This is a genomic window from Kosakonia sp. R1.Fl (assembly GCF_023516815.1).
Classification (GTDB): domain Bacteria; phylum Pseudomonadota; class Gammaproteobacteria; order Enterobacterales; family Enterobacteriaceae; genus Kosakonia.
Genome location: NZ_JAMGSQ010000001.1, coordinates 2,917,489 through 2,939,651, shown reverse-complemented (window position 1 = coordinate 2,939,651; position 22,163 = coordinate 2,917,489). Strand labels below are relative to the sequence as shown.

Annotated in this window: 22 protein-coding genes; 8 read left to right on the top strand and 14 right to left on the bottom strand. The window is 53.1% G+C overall.

The window, feature by feature from the left end; genetic code table 11:
* Positions 1-946: 946 nt before the first annotated feature.
* Positions 947-2,161 carry a pyridoxal phosphate-dependent aminotransferase gene (locus M8Q36_RS13840; RefSeq protein ID WP_249881255.1) on the top strand — a complete coding sequence of 405 codons (1,215 nt, stop codon included), beginning with the start codon at positions 947-949 and terminating at the stop codon, positions 2,159-2,161.
* 79 nt (positions 2,162-2,240) lie between these two features.
* On the top strand, positions 2,241-2,840 hold the full coding sequence (gene yfbR / locus M8Q36_RS13835) for a 5'-deoxynucleotidase (RefSeq protein ID WP_020454531.1): 600 nt from the start codon (positions 2,241-2,243) through the stop codon (positions 2,838-2,840).
* 31 nt (positions 2,841-2,871) lie between these two features.
* Here the strand turns inward: yfbR and M8Q36_RS13830 are convergent, their stop codons facing one another.
* The 4 genes from M8Q36_RS13830 to yfbV all read right to left on the bottom strand — a co-directional run bounded on the left by M8Q36_RS13830 (position 2,872) and on the right by yfbV (position 6,572).
* A complete protein-coding gene (locus tag M8Q36_RS13830; protein ID WP_249881254.1) occupies positions 2,872-4,704 on the bottom strand; it encodes an SLC13 family permease in 1,833 nt (610 codons plus the stop codon).
* 75 nt (positions 4,705-4,779) lie between these two features.
* Positions 4,780-5,439 carry a sugar phosphatase gene (locus M8Q36_RS13825; RefSeq protein ID WP_249881253.1) on the bottom strand — a complete coding sequence of 220 codons (660 nt, stop codon included), beginning with the start codon at positions 5,437-5,439 and terminating at the stop codon, positions 4,780-4,782.
* A gap of 10 nt (positions 5,440-5,449) precedes the next feature.
* Positions 5,450-5,944, bottom strand: coding sequence for a YfbU family protein (locus M8Q36_RS13820; RefSeq protein ID WP_200550337.1), 495 nt, complete (start codon positions 5,942-5,944; stop codon positions 5,450-5,452).
* A gap of 172 nt (positions 5,945-6,116) precedes the next feature.
* Positions 6,117-6,572, bottom strand: a complete 456-nt coding sequence (yfbV, locus tag M8Q36_RS13815) for a terminus macrodomain insulation protein YfbV (RefSeq protein ID WP_044489434.1) — start codon at positions 6,570-6,572, stop codon at positions 6,117-6,119.
* Positions 6,573-6,908: 336 nt separating this feature from the next.
* Here yfbV and ackA point away from each other — a divergent pair, with 336 nt between their 5' ends.
* Positions 6,909-8,111, top strand: a complete 1,203-nt coding sequence (gene ackA, locus M8Q36_RS13810; RefSeq protein WP_020454536.1) for an acetate kinase — start codon at positions 6,909-6,911, stop codon at positions 8,109-8,111.
* A 78-nt stretch (positions 8,112-8,189) separates the two neighbouring features.
* On the top strand, positions 8,190-10,328 hold the full coding sequence (gene pta, locus M8Q36_RS13805; RefSeq protein ID WP_200550335.1) for a phosphate acetyltransferase: 2,139 nt from the start codon (positions 8,190-8,192) through the stop codon (positions 10,326-10,328).
* A gap of 294 nt (positions 10,329-10,622) precedes the next feature.
* Here the strand turns inward: pta and yfcD are convergent, their stop codons facing one another.
* Genes yfcD through yfcF form a run of 3 tightly spaced genes read right to left on the bottom strand, consistent with a single transcriptional unit; the run spans position 10,623 to position 12,474 of the window.
* Entirely contained in the window at positions 10,623-11,168 is a 546-nt protein-coding gene (gene yfcD / locus M8Q36_RS13800) for an NUDIX hydrolase YfcD (protein WP_249881252.1), read from the bottom strand.
* A 54-nt stretch (positions 11,169-11,222) separates the two neighbouring features.
* Positions 11,223-11,774, bottom strand: a complete 552-nt coding sequence (gene yfcE / locus M8Q36_RS13795; RefSeq protein ID WP_249881251.1) for a phosphodiesterase — start codon at positions 11,772-11,774, stop codon at positions 11,223-11,225.
* 55 nt (positions 11,775-11,829) lie between these two features.
* The gene (gene yfcF, locus M8Q36_RS13790; protein ID WP_097407093.1) at positions 11,830-12,474 is read right to left on the bottom strand and encodes a glutathione transferase; all 645 of its coding nucleotides are present in this window, start codon (positions 12,472-12,474) and stop codon (positions 11,830-11,832) included.
* 139 nt (positions 12,475-12,613) lie between these two features.
* On the opposite strand from yfcF, the gene yfcG reads away from it, so the two are divergent.
* The 4 genes from yfcG to M8Q36_RS13770 all read left to right on the top strand — a co-directional run bounded on the left by yfcG (position 12,614) and on the right by M8Q36_RS13770 (position 15,438).
* Positions 12,614-13,243, top strand: coding sequence for a GSH-dependent disulfide bond oxidoreductase (gene yfcG / locus M8Q36_RS13785; protein ID WP_249881250.1), 630 nt, complete (start codon positions 12,614-12,616; stop codon positions 13,241-13,243).
* 120 nt (positions 13,244-13,363) lie between these two features.
* Positions 13,364-14,260, top strand: a complete 897-nt coding sequence (locus tag M8Q36_RS13780; protein ID WP_200550331.1) for a TIGR01777 family oxidoreductase — start codon at positions 13,364-13,366, stop codon at positions 14,258-14,260.
* Between the two features lie 68 nt (positions 14,261-14,328).
* Positions 14,329-14,820, top strand: a complete 492-nt coding sequence (locus M8Q36_RS13775; RefSeq protein ID WP_249881249.1) for a GNAT family N-acetyltransferase — start codon at positions 14,329-14,331, stop codon at positions 14,818-14,820.
* 51 nt (positions 14,821-14,871) lie between these two features.
* Entirely contained in the window at positions 14,872-15,438 is a 567-nt protein-coding gene (locus M8Q36_RS13770; RefSeq protein WP_249881248.1) for a hypothetical protein, read from the top strand.
* A gap of 6 nt (positions 15,439-15,444) precedes the next feature.
* Here the strand turns inward: M8Q36_RS13770 and hisP are convergent, their stop codons facing one another.
* From hisP to purF, 7 genes are all read right to left on the bottom strand, one after another.
* Positions 15,445-16,218 (bottom strand): histidine ABC transporter ATP-binding protein HisP, encoded by a 774-nt coding sequence (gene hisP / locus M8Q36_RS13765; protein WP_017458616.1) that lies wholly within the window; start codon positions 16,216-16,218, stop codon positions 15,445-15,447.
* Between the two features lie 7 nt (positions 16,219-16,225).
* Positions 16,226-16,942, bottom strand: coding sequence for an ABC transporter permease (locus M8Q36_RS13760; protein WP_020454550.1), 717 nt, complete (start codon positions 16,940-16,942; stop codon positions 16,226-16,228).
* Positions 16,939-17,625 (bottom strand): histidine ABC transporter permease HisQ, encoded by a 687-nt coding sequence (locus tag M8Q36_RS13755; RefSeq protein WP_097400372.1) that lies wholly within the window; start codon positions 17,623-17,625, stop codon positions 16,939-16,941. The genes M8Q36_RS13760 and M8Q36_RS13755 overlap by 4 nt, the downstream gene beginning before the upstream one ends.
* 83 nt (positions 17,626-17,708) lie before the next feature.
* Positions 17,709-18,491 carry a histidine ABC transporter substrate-binding protein HisJ gene (hisJ, locus tag M8Q36_RS13750; RefSeq protein ID WP_017458619.1) on the bottom strand — a complete coding sequence of 261 codons (783 nt, stop codon included), beginning with the start codon at positions 18,489-18,491 and terminating at the stop codon, positions 17,709-17,711.
* A gap of 266 nt (positions 18,492-18,757) precedes the next feature.
* Positions 18,758-19,540: a lysine/arginine/ornithine ABC transporter substrate-binding protein ArgT gene (gene argT / locus M8Q36_RS13745; protein ID WP_017458620.1), complete on the bottom strand. Its 783-nt coding sequence runs from the start codon at positions 19,538-19,540 to the stop codon at positions 18,758-18,760.
* 272 nt (positions 19,541-19,812) lie between these two features.
* Positions 19,813-20,394: a UbiX family flavin prenyltransferase gene (locus M8Q36_RS13740; protein ID WP_017458621.1), complete on the bottom strand. Its 582-nt coding sequence runs from the start codon at positions 20,392-20,394 to the stop codon at positions 19,813-19,815.
* A gap of 92 nt (positions 20,395-20,486) precedes the next feature.
* Positions 20,487-22,004, bottom strand: a complete 1,518-nt coding sequence (purF, locus tag M8Q36_RS13735; RefSeq protein ID WP_017458622.1) for an amidophosphoribosyltransferase — start codon at positions 22,002-22,004, stop codon at positions 20,487-20,489.
* Positions 22,005-22,163 lie beyond the last annotated feature (159 nt).

The following is a 22,163-nucleotide window of genomic DNA, read 5'->3' as shown; positions in this document are numbered from 1 at the left end:
ATTTTTTCACTTACGGGTCGTTCGCGCGGAGTGACCCGGGTTTATGCTGTGCTCGTAAGATTAAGTAATTCCATTTAAAAAGTGCATCCAGCAGGATCATAACCAGGTAAAGCTGGCAGTCGTTCAGGTGTTTATAGTTCGCTGTCTAACGCAAGCTGAACTGAATGGCTTTATTTCGCCTTCTGCCATTCCTTTTAGATATATAAAAGATGCCAAAGCGCGTTATTCCTTTTAAGAAAAACATGTTTGTGCAACGTTCATAGGCTATACATAGCACTGCGCCATATAGAACCAGCCTATATAACTGGTCAGAATTAAAAGCGAATAATAACAATCAACTACAATTAAGAAATAAACCTTAACTAAAGCAAGGCTTTTGGTGTCGGTTCCATTTCTTGCCCCACGAGTTTAACCTAAAACCTTTATATTTATAAGCATTATTGCGAATTATCTTAAGCAAACAAATGGCTTGTACCACACCATCATCTTATTAATATTAGTGATAGTCATCGTTCCCATTCTCAATATTAAATAGTAATTAATTAAGTGAAGAACTAACTATTAATAACGCTTAACATTGCGTTTACAGCTAACTCACCTCTTCGCCTGTCGACTGAGGAGGTAATCTATCGCGCTGGTTTTGAGCAGGAAGCGAATTCTACCGTAGCACAGTCGCCTAAAACCGAGACGAAACGAACGCATTTAGACGGTTAAAAATATCACCTAAAAAAACAAAATCAGCATGAAAAACCAAATTTAAAAACAAAAACGGAAAAAACGAAAAACAAAAAACACGATAAACAGTTAAAAAAGCGTTAACCATCAGAGGCATTAAGACAAAATCTTCTCCTGCAAACCCTTCAAAACAGCCGGACGGGGGAGTACATTGTTCCGTGCTCACTTCCACGGCAGGCAGTGGCTATTCTAGCTAAAAGGTCAAAGGTTCATGTCCTCCATCGAAAAATCCAGCAAATTAGATAACGTCTGTTACGACATCCGTGGCCCGGTTCTGAAAGAAGCAAAACGTCTTGAAGAAGAAGGCAACAAGGTCCTCAAACTCAACATCGGCAACCCAGCCCCTTTCGGCTTCGAGGCACCGGATGAAATTCTGGTTGATGTGATCCGCAACCTGCCCAGCGCGCAAGGTTACTGCGACTCCAAAGGGCTCTATTCCGCGCGTAAAGCCATCATGCAGCACTACCAGGCACGCGGCATGCGCGAAGTCACTGTGGAAGACATCTATATTGGCAACGGTGTTTCCGAGTTGATCGTGCAGTCGATGCAGGCGTTGCTTAATAGCGGTGACGAAATGCTGGTGCCCGCACCGGATTACCCGCTGTGGACGGCTGCAGTCTCGCTCTCCGGCGGGAAAGCGGTGCACTATTTATGTGATGAGTCGGCAGGCTGGTTCCCCGATCTCGACGATATCCGCGCCAAAATTACGCCGCGTACGCGCGGGATTGTGATTATCAACCCAAACAATCCAACCGGCGCGGTTTACTCAAAAGAGCTGCTGCTGGAAATCGTTGAGCTCGCGCGTCAGCACAACCTCATCATCTTTGCAGATGAAATCTACGACAAAATTCTTTACGACGAAGCGCAACATCACTCCATTGCCGCACTCGCGCCGGACCTGTTCACCATTACCTTTAACGGATTGTCGAAAACCTACCGGGTCGCGGGTTTCCGCCAGGGCTGGATGGTGTTGAGCGGGCCGAAAAAGCACGCGAAAGGCTACATTGAAGGGCTGGAGATGCTGGCATCAATGCGCCTGTGCGCCAACGTTCCGGCACAACACGCAATTCAGACAGCGCTCGGCGGCTACCAGAGCATTAGTGAATTTATTGTTCCTGGCGGGCGTCTGTATGAGCAGCGTAACCGCGCGTGGGAGCTGATCAACGAGATCCCAGGCGTTTCCTGTGTGAAACCAAGCGGTGCGTTGTATATGTTCCCGAAAATCGACGCCAAACGCTTCAATATTCACGACGATCAGAAAATGGTACTCGATTTCCTGTTACAGGAAAAAGTACTGCTGGTACAAGGTTCTGCGTTTAACTGGCCATGGCCGGATCACGTGCGAATTGTGACGCTACCACGTGAAGACGATCTGGAAATGGCGATTACCCGTTTTGGTCGTTTCCTCTCGGGTTACCACCAGTAAGCACACCGGGGGAGGATTTGCATCTTCCCCCACTCTCTGCGCACAATGACTCAGGTCGCAGTCACAGACAAGGTTAACCATGAGTCAGAGTCATTTTTTCGCCCACCTTTCCCGCCTTAAACTCATCAATCGCTGGCCGCTGATGCGCAATGTGCGTACGGAGAATGTCTCCGAACATAGCCTGCAAGTCGCGATGGTCGCCCACGCGCTGGCGGCGATTAAAAACCGTAAATTCGCAGGCCAACTCAATGCTGAACGCATCGCGCTGCTGGCGATGTACCATGATGCATCGGAAGTGTTGACCGGGGATTTGCCAACGCCGGTAAAATACTTCAACTCGCAGATCGCCCAGGAATATAAAGCCATCGAGAAGATCGCCCAGCAAAAACTGGTCGAGATGGTGCCGGAAGAACTGCGCGATATTTTTGCGCCGCTGATCGATGAACATCACTACACCGCAGAAGAGAAATCGATCGTGAAGCAGGCAGATGCCCTGTGCGCTTATCTGAAATGTCTGGAAGAGCTCTCCGCTGGCAACAACGAATTCTTGCTGGCTAAATCACGGCTGGAAAAAACGCTTGATGCGCGCCGCAGCCCGGAAATGGATTACTTTATGCAGGTGTTTGTACCGAGCTTCCATCTGTCGCTGGATGAAATCAGTCAGGATTCGCCGCTGTAACTGAACATGCCGGGCTAACAGCCCGGCCAGGTCAGAACGGAAACAGCACCGGGATTAATAGTGCGCAGACCACCATCACCAGTAATGTGAACGGCACGCCAATTTTTACGAAATCACTGAACTGATAGTTACCCGGCCCTAAAACCAGCGTATTCACCGGTGAGGAAACAGGCGTCATAAACGCCGCCGAGGCCGCCATCGCCACGACCATGGCAAACGGATAAGGTGACACGCCCATCGATTTCGCCGCCGCCAGAGCAATCGGCGCCATCAATACCGCAGTCGCAGTGTTAGAGATAAATAAACCAATCGTGGCGCACATCACGAACAAACATATCAGCATCAGGTGCGGACCGTAGCCACCGCCCAAATCCATCAACCCTTTCACCACCAGATCCACACCGCCGGTTTTTTGCAACGCCAGCGCGAACGGCATCATGCCGACAATCAAAATAATGCTCGGCCAGTGGATCGCTTTATACGCACTTTCTGCATCAATACAGCGAAACTTGCCCATCAGCATACAAGCAATGATCGCGGCCACCGGATTGGGAATTTCATCGGTCAGCATCAATGCAATCATCAATACCAGACAAAAAATAGCGTGTGCCGCCTGGCTGTGCGCCGGGGAAGCGGCGCTCTCTTCCACCGGTAAGTTGAGCACCACAAAGTCGCGCCCGTGCGAACCAAGCTGGCTGATAAGTTTCCAGTTGCCGACCACCAGAAAAACATCGCCCAGTTGCAACGTTTCATCCGTCACCGCACCTTCCAGCGCCTCACCGTTGCGTTTCAGGCCAACAACGTTAAGACCGTAGCGGGTGCGAAAACCGATTTCCCGCACTGTTTTACCAATCAATTCCGAATCGGGGATCAACGACACCTCCGCCATCCCAACATCCAGCGCCTGGTCGGAAAAATACTCACCGCGCAGGATCATCGGCTCAAGCAGTTGTTCAGCGCAAAACTGGCGCAAGTCGACTTCGGCGGCAGACATATCAATCAGCAGCACATCGCGGGCACGAAATTCGGACACCCCATTAACGTTAACAATGACACGCCGGAAATGTCGCCAGCGCTCAACACCGATAATGTTGGCGCCATACCGTTCGCGCAGCTGTAAATCATCCAGGCGTTGTCCAATCATTGGCGAACCGGGGCGAATCGCCAGACGGCGCGCGCGCCCGGCCAGACGATACTCCTTAATAAGATCGCGAAAACTGCGGCGTTTCCAGCTTTCACGCGCGGTATCGTCATTCTCCCCTTTCAACGTGAAACGCATCAACAGCATATAAATGATGCCAAGCAGCAAAATCACCAGCCCCAAAGGCGTCACGCTAAAAAAGCTGAACCCGCTAAAGCCTTCGCGTAGCAATTCGCTGTTAACGACAAGATTTGGCGGCGTCGCTACCAGCGTCATCATGCCACTAATAAGGCCAGCGAAGCTGAGCGGCATCATCAGCCGTGACGGCGAAATCTGCATACGCATTGACACACTCAGTACCACCGGGATGAAGATAGCCACCACGCCGGTCGAACTCATAAATGCGCCAAGCCCGGCAACGGTAACCATCAACAGCACCAGCATTTTGATTTCGCTGCTGCCCGCCATGTTGACCAGCCACGCCCCCATATTCGTCGCTACGCCGGTGCGCACCAGGCCATCGCCGATGATAAACAGGGCGGCGATTAACACGACGTTCGGATCGCTAAAACCAGAAAACGCTTCGGAAAGCGTCAGCGTTCCACTGAGAACAAAGGCAACAATAACAAACAGCGCAACAGCATCCATACGCACTTTGCCCGTTGCAAAAAGCACCACCGCGATGCCCAGCAGACACAGTACCCAGATAAGTTCACCGTTCACAACGTATCCTTGTCAGTTGATAGTGGAGAAATAGTGCCATAAAAAACCCCACAAAAGTGGGGTTAAATCATGGGATCAGGCCTTTAGCGTGACATCCACCAGGCCGTCCGGCCGTTTTGCGACATCAAGCGTTTCAAGTGTGGTGAGCCGGAAATCAACTTCATCAAGCCGGGGCGCATCTGCAGGAACATTTACCGCAATCACATGGCAACCTGCGGCAAGGCCGGAAAGGACACCCGCCGGCGCATCTTCCACCACCACGCACTCTTGCGGTGCCAGCCCCAGCAGCTGAGCGCCGAGGAGATAAGCATCAGGCTCAGGTTTGCCGCGTGTGACCTGCTCGGCGGTGACGAACACTTTCGGCGTCGGCAACCCGGTCGCACGATGTCGCGCGTGAGCGACAGGCACCGACCCGGAAGTGACGATAGCCCATGGAATGCCTGACTCATCTAAATGCTGAAGCAGCGCAATCGCGCCAGGCAGCGCGGTAATGCCATCGGTATCTGCCGCTTCAATCTGTTCAAGCCAGGTAAACTCAGCCGCAATCTCTGCTTCAGACTTGCCCGGTAAGAAATGCCGCAGCGAGGTAATCGCCTGTTTGCCATGGATAAAATTCAGTACTTCATCATGCGCGATACCAAATCGATCGGCCCAGTTACACCATGCCCGCTCCACGGCAGGCAGCGAATTCACCAGGGTGCCATCCAGGTCAAACAGAAATCCTTTACACTGCACACTCACCTCCTCAGGCGTTGATAATCTGATTAATTTCGTTACTGCTCAGGTGGTACTGACGCGGGCAGGAGTGCCACACGCCCAGCATGCGCTGATATTTTTCCCACATTGGGGTTTGCGCGTTAAAGCCGTGGGTTCCCGCATCGAAATGGGTATAACGGCCTTCGATGTTGACCATAAAACGCACATAGCCGAGGTAACGCGCTTCCGTTGCGGCGTCAAAGCCAAGGAAAGTCACGCGGCGCTCATCAATGGCGCTGGTGTCTTTCAGGTTGGCCCAGGAGACATGCAGTGCGTGGTACATCTCCATAATGTCGATAACCGTGCGACAGGTCTCTTCTTTCAACTCGCCGAATTCACGATCCAACTCGCGCATTTGCAGGCCATATCCACGCTCAATAATGGTTTGCAAACGACGATAGCGCTCCGCATTAGCCGGGTCCATCATGGTCATCATTTTGTACTGGTTGGATAAGATCAGACGTTGGGCATTAGTCATTTCCATCTTTCGACTCCTGTGGCACATCGGCGCATTAAAAAAGATGTCTTGAGTTTACCTGCTGAAAAAGACGGCTTTTTTGATTTGCCGGGGGTTTTGGGTAGAACAGGATGAAAAATAAAAAAGAAGACATCGCAAAAATGCCTTCTTTTATAGAGATTACGAAATTTGCTCAAACTCACAAATCATCAAGAAATGTTTTATCGAGCTGTTTAAAAGCACGTTTAAGCGTGTCAGCCAGCGCCTGATAATCAGGCTTACCCTCTACGGGTGCCAGCGCCTGCCCCGCTTCTTGCAACTTACCGCGCACTTCATAAAACCAGTGCAGAATCGACGGCGGTAGCGGCGTCACGGAACGCTTACCCAGCCACCAAAGCCCCTGCATCGGCAGGCTCAGCGCAAACAACGCGGTAGCCACCGCCGGGCCAAGCTGACCACCGAGCGCAATTTGCCAGCAGAGAGTAAACACCGCCACCGGCGGCATAAAGCGCGTGGCATAGCGCATTGCGCGGATCACGCGGTTTTCAACGAACATCGGAGCGAGGCGTTTTTCCATAGGCCAGGTCTTCGCATAGTGCTGACCCCGACGAAACAAACTAAAAAAAGTGACGGGTCGATTCTCTGAAGTGGACATGGTTTACCTCAACTTCACATATAAAAATTAAAAAATTTGTGCAAAACAACAACTGTGAATGACATCGTTAAAATTTTTTGTCAATCCCACCTGGTATCAGGTATCCTGTGGCGGCCTTGACCGGTTCATTAGACGAATATCTTTAAATCGTCAAATTTAAGCTCATTATGCCACTGCCTGAAATTTGCGCAAAATAGCTTAAAATTTTATGTATTCTTCTCATCATGCCAGAAAGTAAACCCGGCATGATGTTAATCATAATTGTCAGTGTCCACCTGCGCTACGCTGTGCGACTCACTGACCTTTTTTAGCCACGTATCATAAATAGGTACTTCCATGTCGAGTAAGTTAGTACTGGTTCTGAACTGCGGTAGCTCCTCACTGAAATTCGCAATCATCGATGCAGTTAATGGTGACGAGTACCTTTCTGGTTTAGCCGAATGTTTCCACCTTCCTGAAGCGCGCATCAAGTGGAAAATTGATGGCGGTAAACAAGAAGCGGCTTTAGGTGCAGGTGCCGCTCACAGCGAAGCGCTGAACTTTATCGTTAACACTATTCTGGCACAAAAACCAGAACTGTCTGCACAGCTGACCGCAATCGGTCACCGCATCGTGCACGGTGGCGAAAAATACACCAGCTCTGTGGTTATCGACGAATCCGTTATTCAGGGCATCAAAGACGCAGCCTCTTTCGCACCGCTGCACAACCCGGCTCATCTGATCGGTATCGCCGAAGCGCTGAAATCTTTCCCGAACCTGAAAGACAAAAACGTAGCCGTATTCGACACGGCGTTCCACACCACCATGCCGGAAGAATCCTACCTGTATGCGCTGCCGTACAAACTGTACAAAGAGCACGGCGTTCGTCGCTACGGCGCACACGGCACCAGCCACTTCTATGTGACTCAGGAAGCAGCCAAAGTTCTGAACAAACCGGTTGAAGAACTGAACATCATCACCTGCCACCTGGGCAACGGTGGTTCTGTTTCCGCTATCCGTAACGGCAAATGCGTTGACACTTCCATGGGGCTGACCCCGCTGGAAGGCCTGGTAATGGGTACCCGTTCTGGTGATATCGATCCGGCAATCATTTTCCATCTGCATGACACTCTGGGCATGAGCGTTGAAGCTATCAACAAAATGCTGACCAAAGAGTCTGGCCTGCTGGGTCTGACCGAAGTCACCAGCGACTGCCGTTATGTAGAAGACAACTACAAAGATAAAGAAGACGCGAAACGCGCAATGGACGTTTACTGCCACCGTCTGGCGAAGTACATCGGCTCTTACACTGCGCTGATGGACGGTCGTCTGGACGCGGTTGTCTTCACCGGCGGTATCGGTGAAAACGCCGCCATGGTACGTGAGCTGTCGCTGGGCAAACTGGGCGTTCTCGGCTTTGAAGTTGATCACGAACGTAACCTGGCTGCCCGTTTTGGTAAGTCTGGCTTTATCAACAAAGAAGGCACCCGCCCGGCTGTCGTTATCCCGACAAACGAAGAGCTGGTCATCGCGCAAGACGCGAGCCGCCTGACTGCCTGATTCCACACACCGCCAGCCCACGCTGGCGGTGCTGTTTTGTAACCCGTCTCGCAAGACGGTAACGAAAGAGGATTAACCGTGTCCCGTATTATTATGCTGATCCCTACCGGAACCAGCGTCGGCCTGACCAGCGTCAGCCTTGGCGTTATCCGTGCTATGGAACGCAAAGGCGTTCGTCTGAGCGTCTTTAAACCGATCGCCCAGCCGCGCGCCGGTGGCGATGCGCCGGACCAGACCACCACTATCGTGCGTGCTAACTCTGGCCTGACTGCAGCAGAACCGCTGAAAATGAGCCACGTTGAGTCGCTGCTCTCCAGCAACCAGAAAGACGTGCTGATGGAAGAGATCATCGCCCGTTACCACGAAAGCAGCAAAGACGCTGAAGTGGTGCTGGTTGAAGGTCTGGTTCCGACGCGTAAACATCAGTTCGCGCAGTCGCTGAACTTTGAAATCGCGAAAACGCTGAACGCAGAAATCGTGTTTGTCATGTCTCAGGGCACCGACACGCCGGAGCAGTTGAAAGAGCGTATCGAACTGACCCGCAACAGCTTCGGTGGCACGAAAAACACCAACATCACTGGCGTTATCGTTAATAAACTGAACGCACCGGTTGATGAACAAGGCCGTACCCGCCCTGACCTGTCAGAAATTTTTGATGACTCGTCCAAAGCAAAAGTGGTTCATATCGATCCGGCTAAACTGCAAGAAGCCAGCCCGCTGCCGGTGCTGGGCGCTGTGCCGTGGAGCTTCGATCTGATTGCTACCCGCGCAATCGACATGGCCCGCCACCTGAATGCGACCATTGTTAACGAAGGTGATATCAAAACCCGCCGTGTGAAATCCGTGACCTTCTGTGCGCGCAGCATTCCGCACATGCTGGAACACTTCCGCCCGGGTTCACTGCTGGTGACCTCCGCAGATCGTCCGGACGTGCTGGTTGCCGCTTGCCTCGCAGCGATGAACGGCGTGGAAATCGGTGCGCTGCTGCTGACTGGCGGTTACGAAATGGACGCCAGCGTGCGCAAACTGTGTGAACGTGCATTCGCCACCGGCCTGCCGGTATTTATGGTGAATACCAACACCTGGCAGACCTCTCTGAGCCTGCAGAGCTTCAACCTGGAAGTTCCGGTTGATGATAACGAGCGTATTGAAAACGTTCAGGAATACGTAGCTGGCTACATCAATGCCCAGTGGATCGATTCTCTGACCGCGACTTCCGAACGCAGCCGTCGTCTCTCTCCGCCGGCATTCCGTTACCAGTTAACTGAGCTGGCGCGCAAAGCGGGCAAACGCGTTGTTCTGCCGGAAGGCGACGAACCGCGTACCGTGAAAGCTGCCGCTATCTGTGCTGAACGTGGTATCGCGACCTGTATCCTGCTGGGTAACCCGGACGAGATCAATCGCGTTGCCGCTGCGCAAGGCGTTGAGCTGGGTACCGGGATTGAAATCGTCGATCCGGACGTGGTACGTGAAAGCTACGTTGCTCGCCTGGTTGAGCTGCGTAAGAGCAAGGGCATGACCGAAGCCGTCGCCCGCGAACAGCTGGAAGACAACGTGGTTCTCGGCACGCTGATGCTGGAACAGGACGAAGTTGACGGTCTGGTTTCCGGTGCTGTGCACACCACCGCGAATACCATCCGTCCGCCGCTGCAGTTGATCAAAACCGCACCGGGCAGCTCACTGGTTTCTTCCGTGTTCTTTATGCTGCTGCCGGAACAGGTTTATGTGTACGGTGACTGCGCCATCAACCCGGATCCGACCGCTGAACAGCTGGCAGAAATCGCGATTCAGTCTGCGGATTCCGCTATCGCGTTCGGTATCGAACCGCGTGTGGCAATGCTCTCCTACTCCACCGGTAACTCCGGCGCGGGTAGCGATGTAGAGAAAGTGCGCGAAGCAACACGTCTGGCACAGGAAAAACGTCCTGACCTGGTAATCGACGGCCCGCTGCAGTATGACGCTGCGGTTATGGCTGACGTTGCGAAATCCAAAGCGCCGAACTCTCCGGTTGCAGGTCGCGCTACCGTGTTTATCTTCCCGGATCTGAACACCGGTAACACCACCTACAAAGCGGTACAGCGTTCTGCCGACCTGATCTCCATCGGGCCGATGCTGCAGGGTATGCGCAAACCGGTTAACGACCTGTCCCGTGGCGCGCTGGTAGACGATATCGTCTACACCATCGCACTGACCGCGATCCAGGCTTCACAGCAGTAATCTGCTTTAACCGGCAACAAAAAGGCGACCATCCGGTCGCCTTTTTTAGTTCTGACAGAAAATCATGTTTTGTTGGCAAGCGAAGCAGGTTTTGGCTCGCTTATTACCAGGAGTGAAATCTCACAGCGCGACAGACAGGTGCTTCTCTAGTAGACGTTTCGACATGGCTTTCAGGGGCAAATCAGTACCGCTTCTGTGAAAGCGGCTTTATGCTTGCGCAGCCATACCAAATGTCAGGACAGAAAAAACAAAACACCGATAATGTCGGTGTTTTGCCTGCGGCAGAAAGGCTGATTACTCTGCTTCCTGCACCGCTACCGCATCATTGCTGGCATTGCGCGTCATCCACAGCGCCAGCGCTTTCAGTGAATCAGGGGTGAACTCGTCGCAGCGGGCGGTGATCTCTTCCGGCGTCATCCAGCATACTTCGCTGACTTCTTCTTCCTGCAACGCGAACGGCCCGTGGGAAACGCAACTGAACAGCCCGCCCCAGACCCGACAGTGTTCATCTTCAAAATAAAACTGACCATGCTCGGCAAACGGCACACCCGCAATACCTAACTCTTCTTCCGCTTCCCGGCGCGCGGAATCCAGCAGGTTTTCTCCTGCCTGCACCACACCACCGGCGGTGGCATCCAGCATACCGGGCATAAAATCTTTGATCTCTGTGCGACGCTGCACCAGCACTTTGCCCATCCCATCATGCACCACAATGTAGGTTGCGCGGTGACGCAGACATTGCGCCCGCATTTGCTGCCGGCTGGCCTGCGCGATCACCTCATTGTCTTCATTGACAATATCCACCCACTCCATGCCTGCAAAATGACTCTGTTCCACCATCGGGAAATCTTCTCTTTAGGGCGCTCTGTTGGCGCGTTTCGGTTGAAAGGTAACTTACGGATTAATCGTGACCTGCGCAATAACCCGCTGATCATTAAGTGTGATAACGCGCAATACGTCCTCTTCCAGCATGCCGTAGCTGGCCGCGAACCCGCCTTTTGGAATACTGACCGAGCCGGGGTTGAAGTGGAAAATATCACCTCGTTTCTCAGCAACCGGAATATGCGTATGACCATAGACCAGCACATCGCCCGCCGCCAGCGATGGCTCGTCATCCGGGCTAAAGAGATGACCGTGCGTCAAAAACAGGCGGCATTCAGGCAGTAAAACCTGCTGCCAGGGCGCAGTAATCGGAAACTTCAGCAGCATCTGATCCACTTCACTGTCGCAGTTGCCGCGCACGGCAATAATCCGGCTGGCCTGTTCATTCAAACGATCCGCAACCTGCGCTGGCGCATAGCCTTCCGGTAAGGCATTGCGCGGACCGTGATTCAGCACATCGCCAAGGATCACCAGCCAGCGGGCATCACTTTGCGCGAACCGTTCCAGTACGCGTTCCGTCGCGGGCAACGACCCATGAATATCCGATGCAAACATCAGTTTCATCACTGCACCTCATGTGGAAGAAAACGCCCCATAATAACGGAAGTTGCCGGGCTTATCAGCCCGCGCGCTTAGCGGAAAGTGCAACAAAGCGCTGGACCGATGAGCGTTGCCACTGGAAGGTGGCGTAATCCGCCAGCCGCTCCGGTACATTGTCGCCGTTCAACACTAGCCGGTTCAGCATCAATGCCAGGTCAACATCGGCGATGCACCATTCGCCAAACAGATTCGGTTTATCGTGCGCCAGCAGCTCACCGGCAATCGCGAACAGCTTGGCGGCACTCGCCTGCCCGGCAGCACTGAGCGGCGCTTTTTTGGCGCCGGCAAACACTACGGTTGTCGAACGCTCTTCGCGGATAGGCATTAAATCGCTACGTAGCCAGGCCTGAATTTGCCGGGCACGCGCACGTTTTTGCAGATCAAGAGGATAAATACGTTCCCACTCCGGCGGGGCAAAGCGCTCCTCCAGATATTCATCAATCGCCGTGGATTCACTGAGCTCAAACCCTTCAATCTCCAGCACCGGCACACGTTGCGTCAGGCTGAAACCTGGCCAGTCGGGTGCACGTTGCGCACCACTATCAAGATCGACAGTTTTGAGGGTAAAGGGCAGCCCTTTTTCATGTAGTGCGACATAGGCCGACAGCACATACGGGGAAAAATACTCTGCGTCAGACCATAAGGTGATAGCCGGTTCGCTCATAACATCCTCGTTCAATAGTTGAGATTTTTCTTCAAAATATAACGTCCTGTGCGCCCTGTCACTTGATGAAAGTTCACGCATCAGAGGTAACACCTATACTCAAACTCAGACGTTTCTTTTCCGCTTCACGGGAGCTTTGATGATAGACCTCTATTTTGCGCCCACACCAAACGGTCATAAAATAACGCTTTTTCTGGAAGAGGCGGAGCTGGAATATCGCCTGATCCGTGTGGATATCAGCAAAGGCGATCAGTTTCGCCCCGATTTTCTGACCATCTCACCTAACAACAAAATTCCCGCCATTGTCGACCATCTTCCCGCCGACGGCGGTGCGCCGCTTAGCGTGTTCGAATCCGGGGCGATCCTGCTTTATCTGGCGGAAAAAACAGGGAAATTGCTCAGCGGTGAACTCCGCGAGCGCCATCTTACGCTGCAATGGCTGTTCTGGCAGGTTGGCGGGTTGGGGCCAATGCTCGGACAGAACCACCACTTTAACCACTTTGCGCCGCAGCCGGTGCCCTACGCTATTGAGCGCTACCAGGTCGAAACCCAGCGTTTATATCAAGTGCTGAATAAGCGTCTTGAACGCGTACCGTGGCTGGCAGGCGAGCATTACAGCATTGCCGATATTGCCGCCTGGCCGTGGATCAATGCCCACGCGCGCCAGCGCGTCGATCTGGAGGATTACCCGGCGGTATTTAACTGGTTCGAGCGTATTCGTACACGTCCGGCGACCGAGCGGGCGCTACAGAAGGCGCAACAAGTATAAGCATTGCGGGTAACCTCTTCACATTGCTAAAAAATTTGATGCAAAATGTGCCCGCCATCGCATGCGGGTTTTGCTGAGTCACATATGCTGAGGAAAAGCACACACATCCTGGAGGGAAGCATGAAGATACTGATTACCGGCGGAACTGGCCTGATTGGTCGTCATCTGATCCCCCGCCTGCTGGAGCTAAAACACAGTGTGACCGTGGTAACGCGCAACCCAGCCAAAGCACAACAGCTGCTTGATGCGCGTGTCAGCCTGTTAAAAGGGCTAAATGAGCTGAGCAACCTGAATGATGTCGATGCGGTGATTAATCTGGCCGGTGAACCCATTGCCGATAAGCGCTGGAGCGAGGAGCAAAAACAGCGTCTGTGCAACAGCCGCTGGCAGATAACCCAGCAGATTGCGGATCTGATCAACGCCAGCGACACACCGCCGCAAGTGCTGATTTCCGGTTCAGCCGCCGGTTACTATGGCGATCTCGGTGAGGTCGTGGTGACTGAGGAAGAGCCGCCCCACAACGAATTCACCCATAAGCTGTGCGCCCGCTGGGAGCAAATCGCCTGTGAAGCGCAAAGCGATCGCACCCGGGTTTGCCTGCTGCGCACTGGCGTGGTTCTCGCACCGAAGGGCGGCATTCTCGGCAAGCTGTTGCCGCTGTTTCGTCTTGGCCTTGGCGGCCCAATAGGCGATGGCCGCCAGTATCTGGCGTGGATCCATATCGATGATATGGTCAACGGCATACTCTGGTTGCTTGATAACGACCTGCGCGGGCCATTCAACATGGTTTCGCCCTACCCGGTTCGTAATGAGCAGTTCTCGCATACGCTCGGTCATGTGCTGCACCGTCCGGCTATCATGCGCGCGCCGGCGTTTGCGGTGCGCCTGATGATGGGGGAATCCTCTGTGCTGGTGCTTGGCGGTCAACGCGCGCTGCCAAAACGCCTCGAAGCCGCCGGTTTTGCCTTCCGCTGGTACGATCTGGAAGAGGCGCTGGGAGATGTGGTTCCCTCCTAATTTTCGTGGCATCCGTACGTCACTGGCGGTGGTAAGCTAAAGCGCCTTACCACCGCAAAGGCGATTTCATGACGTTGCACACGCCCCGCTTTACGCTCTCTTCATTTCAGGAATCCGACTGGCCGTTTTTTCTGCAGCTGCGTTCGAATAACAGCGTGATGCGCTATATGACCGAAATCGCCTCAGAGGCGCAAATCCGCACCCTGTTTGACGATCGCCTGCGGGACAGCAATGCCTTTATCATTCGTGACCAGCACAGCGCAGTTGGCGATATCGGTCTGCGTATCAGCCAGCATAATCCGCGCGAAGCCGATGTTGGTTATTCGGTTGCACCAGCAGCGCAGGGGCGAGGCATCGCCTCCGAAGCGCTGCAAGCGCTCTGTGATTACGTTTTTTCACAGGGTAAAGTGAATGCGCTGAATGCATGGGTGCTGGCGGACAATCAGGGTTCAGTGCGGGTGCTGGAAAAGAGCGGCTTTACCCGCGTACAGGTGCTGGAAAAAGTGTATCTGCTCCATGGCGAATATTATGACGACTGGGTTTACCGGCGGGAAAAATAAGGCTTACACGCTGAGCTGACAGTCACATTAAAAGAGAGGAATACGGAAGGGATGAAATCCGGCAAAACGCGGTTTTGGCTTTATCTGGGGCTGTTCACGATATGGATTATCTGGATACTGTTTGCCAGCCGGCTCAGCCATAAAGTCTACCTGCAAGCGGGCGCGCCCGACACGTGGGTGATGCTGGCAATTGCCGTGCTGGTGGCATTATTAGCGACATGGTGTAGCAGGAAAAAAGTCACCCGCAACAAAACCCGGCTGCTGACGTTTTTGGGCCTTGTTTTGTTTGCAGAGATGACGTTGTGGAATGTGCCGGAAGCGTGGGTGCGCTACAGCGCAAACGAGATGGTGCACAGTGAAGTGGCTTTCTCGATTGGTCACCCTGGCCCGCCAATCAGTAAGAGTAAGCACTGCGAAGCCGGGTTACGTTTCTATGACGAGTGGCTTCAGCGTCCGATTGAGCTGTGCACGCGCGATGCCATCGTTATGCCCGGCGCACAGAAAGTACAGCTGGAAAAACGTGTCAGCGCCAGGGGCGCCGTGTTTACCCACTATCGCTTTATCTCAGCGAACGGCATCCCGCAGGGATGGTGGCCTGTCTCGCCACCTTCCCGTTAAGGCACTTTATTTCAGCGAACCTTTGAGGAACTGCTGCAAACGCGGGCTTTTCGGATTGCCGAATAATTCATCCGGTGTGCCTTCCTCTTCAATCTTGCCCTGATGCAGGAAGATAACGTGCGTGGAAACATGCCGGGCAAATCCCATTTCATGGGTCACCACCACCATTGTTTTCCCCTCTTCCGCCAGCTGTTGCATGATGCGCAGCACTTCGCCCACTAGTTCCGGATCCAGCGCCGAAGTGGGCTCATCAAACAGCAACACTTCCGGCTCCATCGCCAGCGCACGGGCAATGGAGACGCGCTGCTGCTGACCACCGGATAAATGCACCGGGTATTTTTGCTGCTGCATCGTATCAATGCCGACCTTCGCCAGGTATTTCACCGCACGTTCGCGGGCTTCCTGCTTGCTCAGACCGAGCACCTGAATGGGCGCTTCCATGACGTTTTCTAATACCGTCATATGGCTCCATAAATTGAAGTGCTGGAACACCATCGTCAGACGGGTACGCAGCAGACGCAGCTGGTTTTTGTCGGCGACTTTTAACTGGCCGTCTTTGTCGCGCACCAGATTGATATTCTGTCCGTTAACCACAATCGAGCCTTCGCTCGGTTTTTCGAGAAAGTTAATGCAGCGCAGAAACGTACTTTTACCGGAGCCGGAAGAGCCGATGATGCTAATCACATCACCGGCGTTCGCCTGCAACGACACCCCTTTCAGCACTTCATGCTCGCCGTAGCGCTTGTGTAGATCGATAACGTTTAATTTATTCTCAGACATCGTGTTCTCAGTGCGTCGAAGAAGGTTTCATATGCTGAAGCCAGCGCTTTTCCGCTTTACGAAAGAGGCTTATCAGCACATAAGAGATAATCAGATACAGCACTGCGGCAAGACCAAACGCGGTAAACGGCTGGTAGGTCGCAGAGTTAATATCGCGAGCAATTTTCAACAGATCCGGCACCGTGGCGGTAAATGCCAACGCCGTGGAGTGCAGCATCAAAATCACCTCGTTGCTGTAGGCTGGCAGCGCAATGCGCAACGCCGAGGGCAGAATAATGCTGCGATACATTTTGAACGAGGAGAAGCCATAGGCGCGCGCCGCTTCAATTTCACCGTGCGGCACAGAGCGGATCGCCCCGGCGAAAATCTCGGTTGTATAAGCGCAGGTGTTGAGCGTGAGCGCCAGCACCGTACAGTTAAGGCCACTGCGGAAAAAAGCGTTCAGCAGCTCAGTACCTTTCACCACTTCCAGCGTGTACATGCCGGAGTAGAACACCAGCAGTTGCACATACAGCGGCGTGCCGCGAAACACATAGGTGAATAACCAAATCGGGAAACAGATAAATTTGTTGCTGGAAACGCGCCCGATAGCCAGAAACACCGCCATCACGCCTCCCATCACCACCGAGGAGATCAGCAACCACAGCGTGATCGCTACACCGGTCAAGCGATAGCCATCGCTCCACAGCAGGGATTTCCAGTACTCCTGAATAATCTCGATCACAGGTCAGCCCTCTTCACACCCACCGAGTAGCGACGTTCGAGCAGAAGCAGTACGCCATTGGAAGCCGTTGTAAAAATAAGATAAATGACGCCGCAGACAATGGCGAAATAGAAAGGCTCCCAGGTGCTTTTCCCGGCGAGCTGAGTAGCTTTAACCACATCTTCCAGCCCCAGCAACGAGACCAGCGCAGTGGCTTTGAGGATCACCTGCCAGTTATTGCCAATGCCCGGCAGCGCGTAACGCATCATCGCCGGAAACAGGATGCGGCGGAAAGTCTGGCGACCGGTAAAACCGAAGGCGGTTGCGGCTTCAATGTGCCCCTTCGGCACCGCCATATAAGCACCGCGGAAAGTTTCAGTGAAATAGGCGCCGTAGATAAAGCCGAGCGTGATGATACCCGCCACCATCGGATCAATATCCAGCTGTTCCATGCCCAGCGCATCAGTAATGCCGTTGAGCGCAATTTGCAGGCCGTAAAAAATAAGCAGCATCAGCACCAGATCCGGCACACCGCGGATAAGCGTGGTATAGCCTTCAAAGATCAGCGCGAGAAGCCGGTTTTTCGAGAGCTTCGCTCCCGCGCCCGCAAGGCCAATCAGCACCGCCAGCACCACGGAACTGAGAGCCAGCTCCAGCGTGACCAGCGCGCCTTGTAAAATGACTTGAGAAAACCCGTACAGCATGCAGCCAGTCCTGTCGTGTGTGGTGTTGCCGTGTCTCTTCCCCTCCCGACGCGGGAGGGGCCGCACGTTAATCACGCGTGGTATTAACCACCGTAAACATCAAAATCAAAGTATTTCTTCGCCAGCTTTTCGTAAGTCCCGTCAGCGCGCATCTCTGCAAAGGCTTTGTTCAGCGCGTCGCGCAGTTCGGTGTCGCCTTTACGCACACCCATACCGGTACCGACGCCAAACAGTTTTTCGTCTTTAATGGAAGGACCACCAAACTTATAGGCTTTGCCCTGCGGGGTTTTCAGGAAACCTTCGCTGGCGGCCACTTCATCCTGAAACGCGGCGTCTATACGGCCTGCGGTCAGGTCGGAGTAAATATTGTCCTGCCCCTGATAGGAGACAATTTCCACGCCTTTCGGCGCCCAATGTACGTTGCCGTAGGTCTCCTGCGTGGTGCCTTGCAGTACGCCAATGCGTTTGCCTTTCAGTTTGTCCAGCTCCGGCTGAACATCAGAATCTTTCGCTACCACCAGGCGGGAATCTGCCGCGTAGAGCTTGTCGGTAAAATCAATTTCCTGCTGGCGTTTTTCCGTAATGGAGAGCGACGACATAATGGCATCGATTTTTTTCGCTTTCAGAGACGGGATCAGCGCGTCGAGTGGGTTTTCGATAAACACACATTGCGTATTAATGCGTTTACAGAGTTCTTTTGCCAAATCGATATCAAAACCCACTAATTCACCCTGCGCATTCTTCGATTCGAATGGTGCATAGGTTGGATCAGTACCGATACGTAATTTTTGCGGAATGGCGGCGAACACGTTGGAAACGCTGGAGAAAGCGAGCACCAGAGAAAGAGATAACACCAGTTTTTTCATCATTATCCTCAACAGACTGTCTTCCCTAAGGGAATTCTCATCACAATACGGTGCCGCTATCGTGCCACTTTATGCCCCGTTAAGGCAAAAAATTATGGCTGTCTAATGGCTTTTATTTGCATTCTGAATGCTTAACTATGCACTCATGCACCATTACGAAGCATTCGATGCACTATTCTGGAGCATTCACCGTATCTCTGCACCATGCCGATTTCCCGGCATGGTGCAGTTTTCCCTTTTGACCCGGCATAGCGGGTCGGCCAGTCTTAATCGCCGTAGACGTTAAAGTCGAAGTATTTTTTGGCGAGTTTGTCGTAGGTGCCGTCTTTGCGCAGTTCGGCAAACGCTTTGTCGAAGGCGGCTTTCAGCTCGGTATCATCTTTACGCAAGCCGATACCGGTACCGTCACCGAAGTATTTTTTGTCTTTGACTGACGGGCCAGCAAAAGCAAAATCTTTCCCGGCAGGCTGTTTCAGGAAGCCTTCGCTGGCGGCGACTTCATCCTGGAACGCAGCGTCCAGACGACCTGCAGCGAGGTCAGAATAAATCAAATCCTGGTTCTGATAAGCCACCACATCGATACCTTTGCTGCGCCAGTTGTCATTGGCGTAGCCTTCCTGCGTTGAACCTTGAAGGACACCAACATGCTTGCCTTTCAGCGACTCCAGCGTCGGTTGAATCGGCGAGCCTTTCGCGGCGATCAGGCGGGAATCTGCGGCGTAGAGCTTGTCAGAGAAGGCGATCTCCTGCTGACGTTTTTCGGTAATCGACAGAGAAGAGATGATGGCATCGATTTTCTTCGCTTTCAGCGACGGGATCAGCGCGTCGAAATCGCTGCCCACCCAGGTGCATTTCACATGAATGCGTTTGCACATTTCATTGCCAAGATCGATATCAAAACCCACGAAGTTCCCTTTTGCATCTTTCGATGAGAACGGTGCGTAGGTCGCATCAGTTCCGATGCGTACCGTCTGGGGAAGCGCTGCATAAACGCTGGCCGTCGCCGACAGGCCCAGCAGTAAAGACAGAGCGAGAACCGTCTTCTTCATACATTACCCTCAAGTGTTCTGTTTTTATTTTGTATTACGTTGTGTTGTGTGTTGCTGACAGTTACCTTGCACGTCTTATGCCACTTTCCCGGGCGCTAAAAAACACCGCGTTAAATATGTTAATAAAACGTTGCAGACTTACTTAATGATGAAAGATAGCAGCTCTGCTGAACGAACCGCAGTGCTAACACAGCGAAAAGAGGATTAAATGTTGAGGATATGATCGCGCTTGCAGAATTGCCCCAAAAAAGCGCATGCCGGTAAGCGGCGCACTATTTTGCGACATCGCTCCCTTGCCAGCGGGTAAAAAGGTCGTGGGGTAATTCAATATCGAACTGGTCCAGCACGCGATTAACAGTCTGATCAACCACCTCCTGCAAACTCTGCGGGCGATGATAAAACGCCGGAACCGGCGGCATAATTACCGCGCCCAGTTCCGCCGCTTGCGTCATCAAACGCAGGTGCCCAAGGTGCAACGGTGTTTCACGCACACACAGCACCAGGGGTCTGCGCTCTTTGAGCACCACGTCCGCCGCACGCGTCAGCAGGCTGTCGGTATAACTGTGCACAATGCCGGAAAGGGTTTTGATCGAGCACGGCAAAATCACCATGCCTGCGGTTTTAAACGAGCCGGAAGAGATACTGGCTGCGATATCGCGCGCGTCATGCACCACGTTCGCCAGCGACTGCACATCGCGCAGCGAGTAGTCGGTTTCCAGAGAGAGGGTCTGGCGGGCGGCCTGACTCATAACCAGATGGGTTTCCACTTCCGCCACGTCACGCAGCACCTGCAGCAGGCGCACGCCGTAGATAGCACCGCTGGCGCCAGAGATCCCCACAATGAGTCGTTTCATGATTGTTGCCCCTTTTTACACGCACGAACTTTGCCTGATTATAGAGGGCGTTGCAACAGATTGCGCCCCTCAGAGCGAGGGGCGCAGGAGGATCAACCTTCGTTATGCATCTCTAAACTTTCCACTTCGTTCTGAAGCTGTACTGCTTTGGCATCATCATTACGCAGGGAGTCGAGATAATCGAGGTATTGCTGATCGACATCTTTGGTGACGTAAACACCGTTAAATACCGAGCATTCAAACTGCTGAATATCCGGATTCTCGGCACGCACCGCATCAATCAAATCGTTAAGATCCTGGAAAATCAGCCCGTCTGCACCAATTATCTGGCGGATTTCGTCCACTTCACGACCGTGCGCAATTAGCTCATTTGCCGTTGGCATATCGATACCGTAGACGTTCGGGAAACGAATTTCCGGAGCGGCAGAAGCGAGATAAACCTTCTTGGCGCCCGCTTCACGCGCCATCTCGATAATCTGCTCAGAAGTGGTGCCGCGCACGATGGAGTCATCCACTAGCAGCACGTTTTTATCGCGGAACTCGGCACGGTTGGCGTTCAGTTTGCGGCGCACAGACTTACGGCGCAACTGTTGGCCCGGCATGATAAAGGTGCGGCCAACATAGCGGTTTTTCACAAAACCCTGGCGGTACGGTTTGCCGAGAATACGGGCGATTTCCAGGGCGATATCGCAGGAGGTTTCCGGGATCGGAATCACCACGTCGATGTCCAGATCTTCCCACTCGCGGGCAATTTTTTCGCCAAGCTTGGTGCCCATGTTGACACGCGCGCTGTAGACGGAAATTTTGTCGATGAAGGAGTCCGGGCGCGCAAAGTAAACGTATTCAAACAGGCACGGATTGCTGACCGGGTTGTCCGCGCACTGGCGGCTGAACAACTGACCTTTTTCAGTGATATATACCGCTTCGCCCGGCGCGATGTCACGCAGGAATTCGAAGCCCAGCGTATCCAGCGCCACGCTTTCAGAGGCGACCATATACTCGGTGCGGCCATCGCCGATCTCGCGTTTGCCCAGCACCAGCGGACGGATGCCATTCGGGTCGCGAAACGCAACCATGCCGTGGCCGATGATCATTGCTACACAAGCGTACGCACCGCGGATCTGGCGGTTAGTCGCGGCAATGGCGGCAAAAATGTTGTCTGCTTCCAGCGGATAGTGGCGGAAGTTATCCAGCTCGCTGGCAAAGATATTGAGCAGGATTTCAGAATCAGAGGTGGTGTTAATGTGGCGACGCTTCTCTTCGAACAGCTTTTTACGCAGCTCGTGCGCGTTGGTCAGATTGCCGTTGTGCGCAAGCGTAATGCCGTACGGGGAGTTAACGTAAAAAGGCTGCGCTTCTGAAGCGCTGGAGCTGCCCGCCGTGGGATAACGTACGTGACCAATACCCATATTGCCCTGCATACGCTGCATATGGCGGGCTTCAAATACATCACTCACCATGCCGTTCGCTTTACGCAGACGGAAACAGTTATTGGCATCAATTGTGATGATGCCCGCAGCATCCTGCCCACGGTGCTGAAGCACCGTCAACGCGTCATAAATCGACTGGTTTACCGGCATAAAACCGGCGATACCGACAATACCGCACATACGTCTTTTCCTCGTTAAGAGTTTGGTTTAGTAGGCGTAATTGTCGAAGACAGTTTGAACACGGACAGCGCGCAACAACCGGAGCGTACATGTAGTACGCGAGGATTGTGAGCACTGCCCAGGTTCAAAATGGCGAGTAAAATAGCCTAATACACCAAA

Coding starts and splice junctions, on each gene's coding strand:
- M8Q36_RS13840 (WP_249881255.1), top strand. CDS start 947: ATGTCCTCCATCGAAAAATCCAGCAAATTAGATAACGTCTGTTACGAC.
- yfbR (WP_020454531.1), top strand. CDS start 2,241: ATGAGTCAGAGTCATTTTTTCGCCCACCTTTCCCGCCTTAAACTCATC.
- M8Q36_RS13820 (WP_200550337.1), bottom strand. CDS start 5,944: ATGGAAATGACTAATGCCCAACGTCTGATCTTATCCAACCAGTACAAA.
- yfbV (WP_044489434.1), bottom strand. CDS start 6,572: ATGTCCACTTCAGAGAATCGACCCGTCACTTTTTTTAGTTTGTTTCGT.
- ackA (WP_020454536.1), top strand. CDS start 6,909: ATGTCGAGTAAGTTAGTACTGGTTCTGAACTGCGGTAGCTCCTCACTG.
- yfcD (WP_249881252.1), bottom strand. CDS start 11,168: ATGGTGGAACAGAGTCATTTTGCAGGCATGGAGTGGGTGGATATTGTC.
- yfcE (WP_249881251.1), bottom strand. CDS start 11,774: ATGAAACTGATGTTTGCATCGGATATTCATGGGTCGTTGCCCGCGACG.
- yfcF (WP_097407093.1), bottom strand. CDS start 12,474: ATGAGCGAACCGGCTATCACCTTATGGTCTGACGCAGAGTATTTTTCC.
- yfcG (WP_249881250.1), top strand. CDS start 12,614: ATGATAGACCTCTATTTTGCGCCCACACCAAACGGTCATAAAATAACG.
- M8Q36_RS13780 (WP_200550331.1), top strand. CDS start 13,364: ATGAAGATACTGATTACCGGCGGAACTGGCCTGATTGGTCGTCATCTG.
- M8Q36_RS13775 (WP_249881249.1), top strand. CDS start 14,329: ATGACGTTGCACACGCCCCGCTTTACGCTCTCTTCATTTCAGGAATCC.
- M8Q36_RS13770 (WP_249881248.1), top strand. CDS start 14,872: ATGAAATCCGGCAAAACGCGGTTTTGGCTTTATCTGGGGCTGTTCACG.
- hisP (WP_017458616.1), bottom strand. CDS start 16,218: ATGTCTGAGAATAAATTAAACGTTATCGATCTACACAAGCGCTACGGC.
- M8Q36_RS13755 (WP_097400372.1), bottom strand. CDS start 17,625: ATGCTGTACGGGTTTTCTCAAGTCATTTTACAAGGCGCGCTGGTCACG.
- hisJ (WP_017458619.1), bottom strand. CDS start 18,491: ATGAAAAAACTGGTGTTATCTCTTTCTCTGGTGCTCGCTTTCTCCAGC.
- argT (WP_017458620.1), bottom strand. CDS start 19,540: ATGAAGAAGACGGTTCTCGCTCTGTCTTTACTGCTGGGCCTGTCGGCG.
- M8Q36_RS13740 (WP_017458621.1), bottom strand. CDS start 20,394: ATGAAACGACTCATTGTGGGGATCTCTGGCGCCAGCGGTGCTATCTAC.
- purF (WP_017458622.1), bottom strand. CDS start 22,004: ATGTGCGGTATTGTCGGTATCGCCGGTTTTATGCCGGTAAACCAGTCG.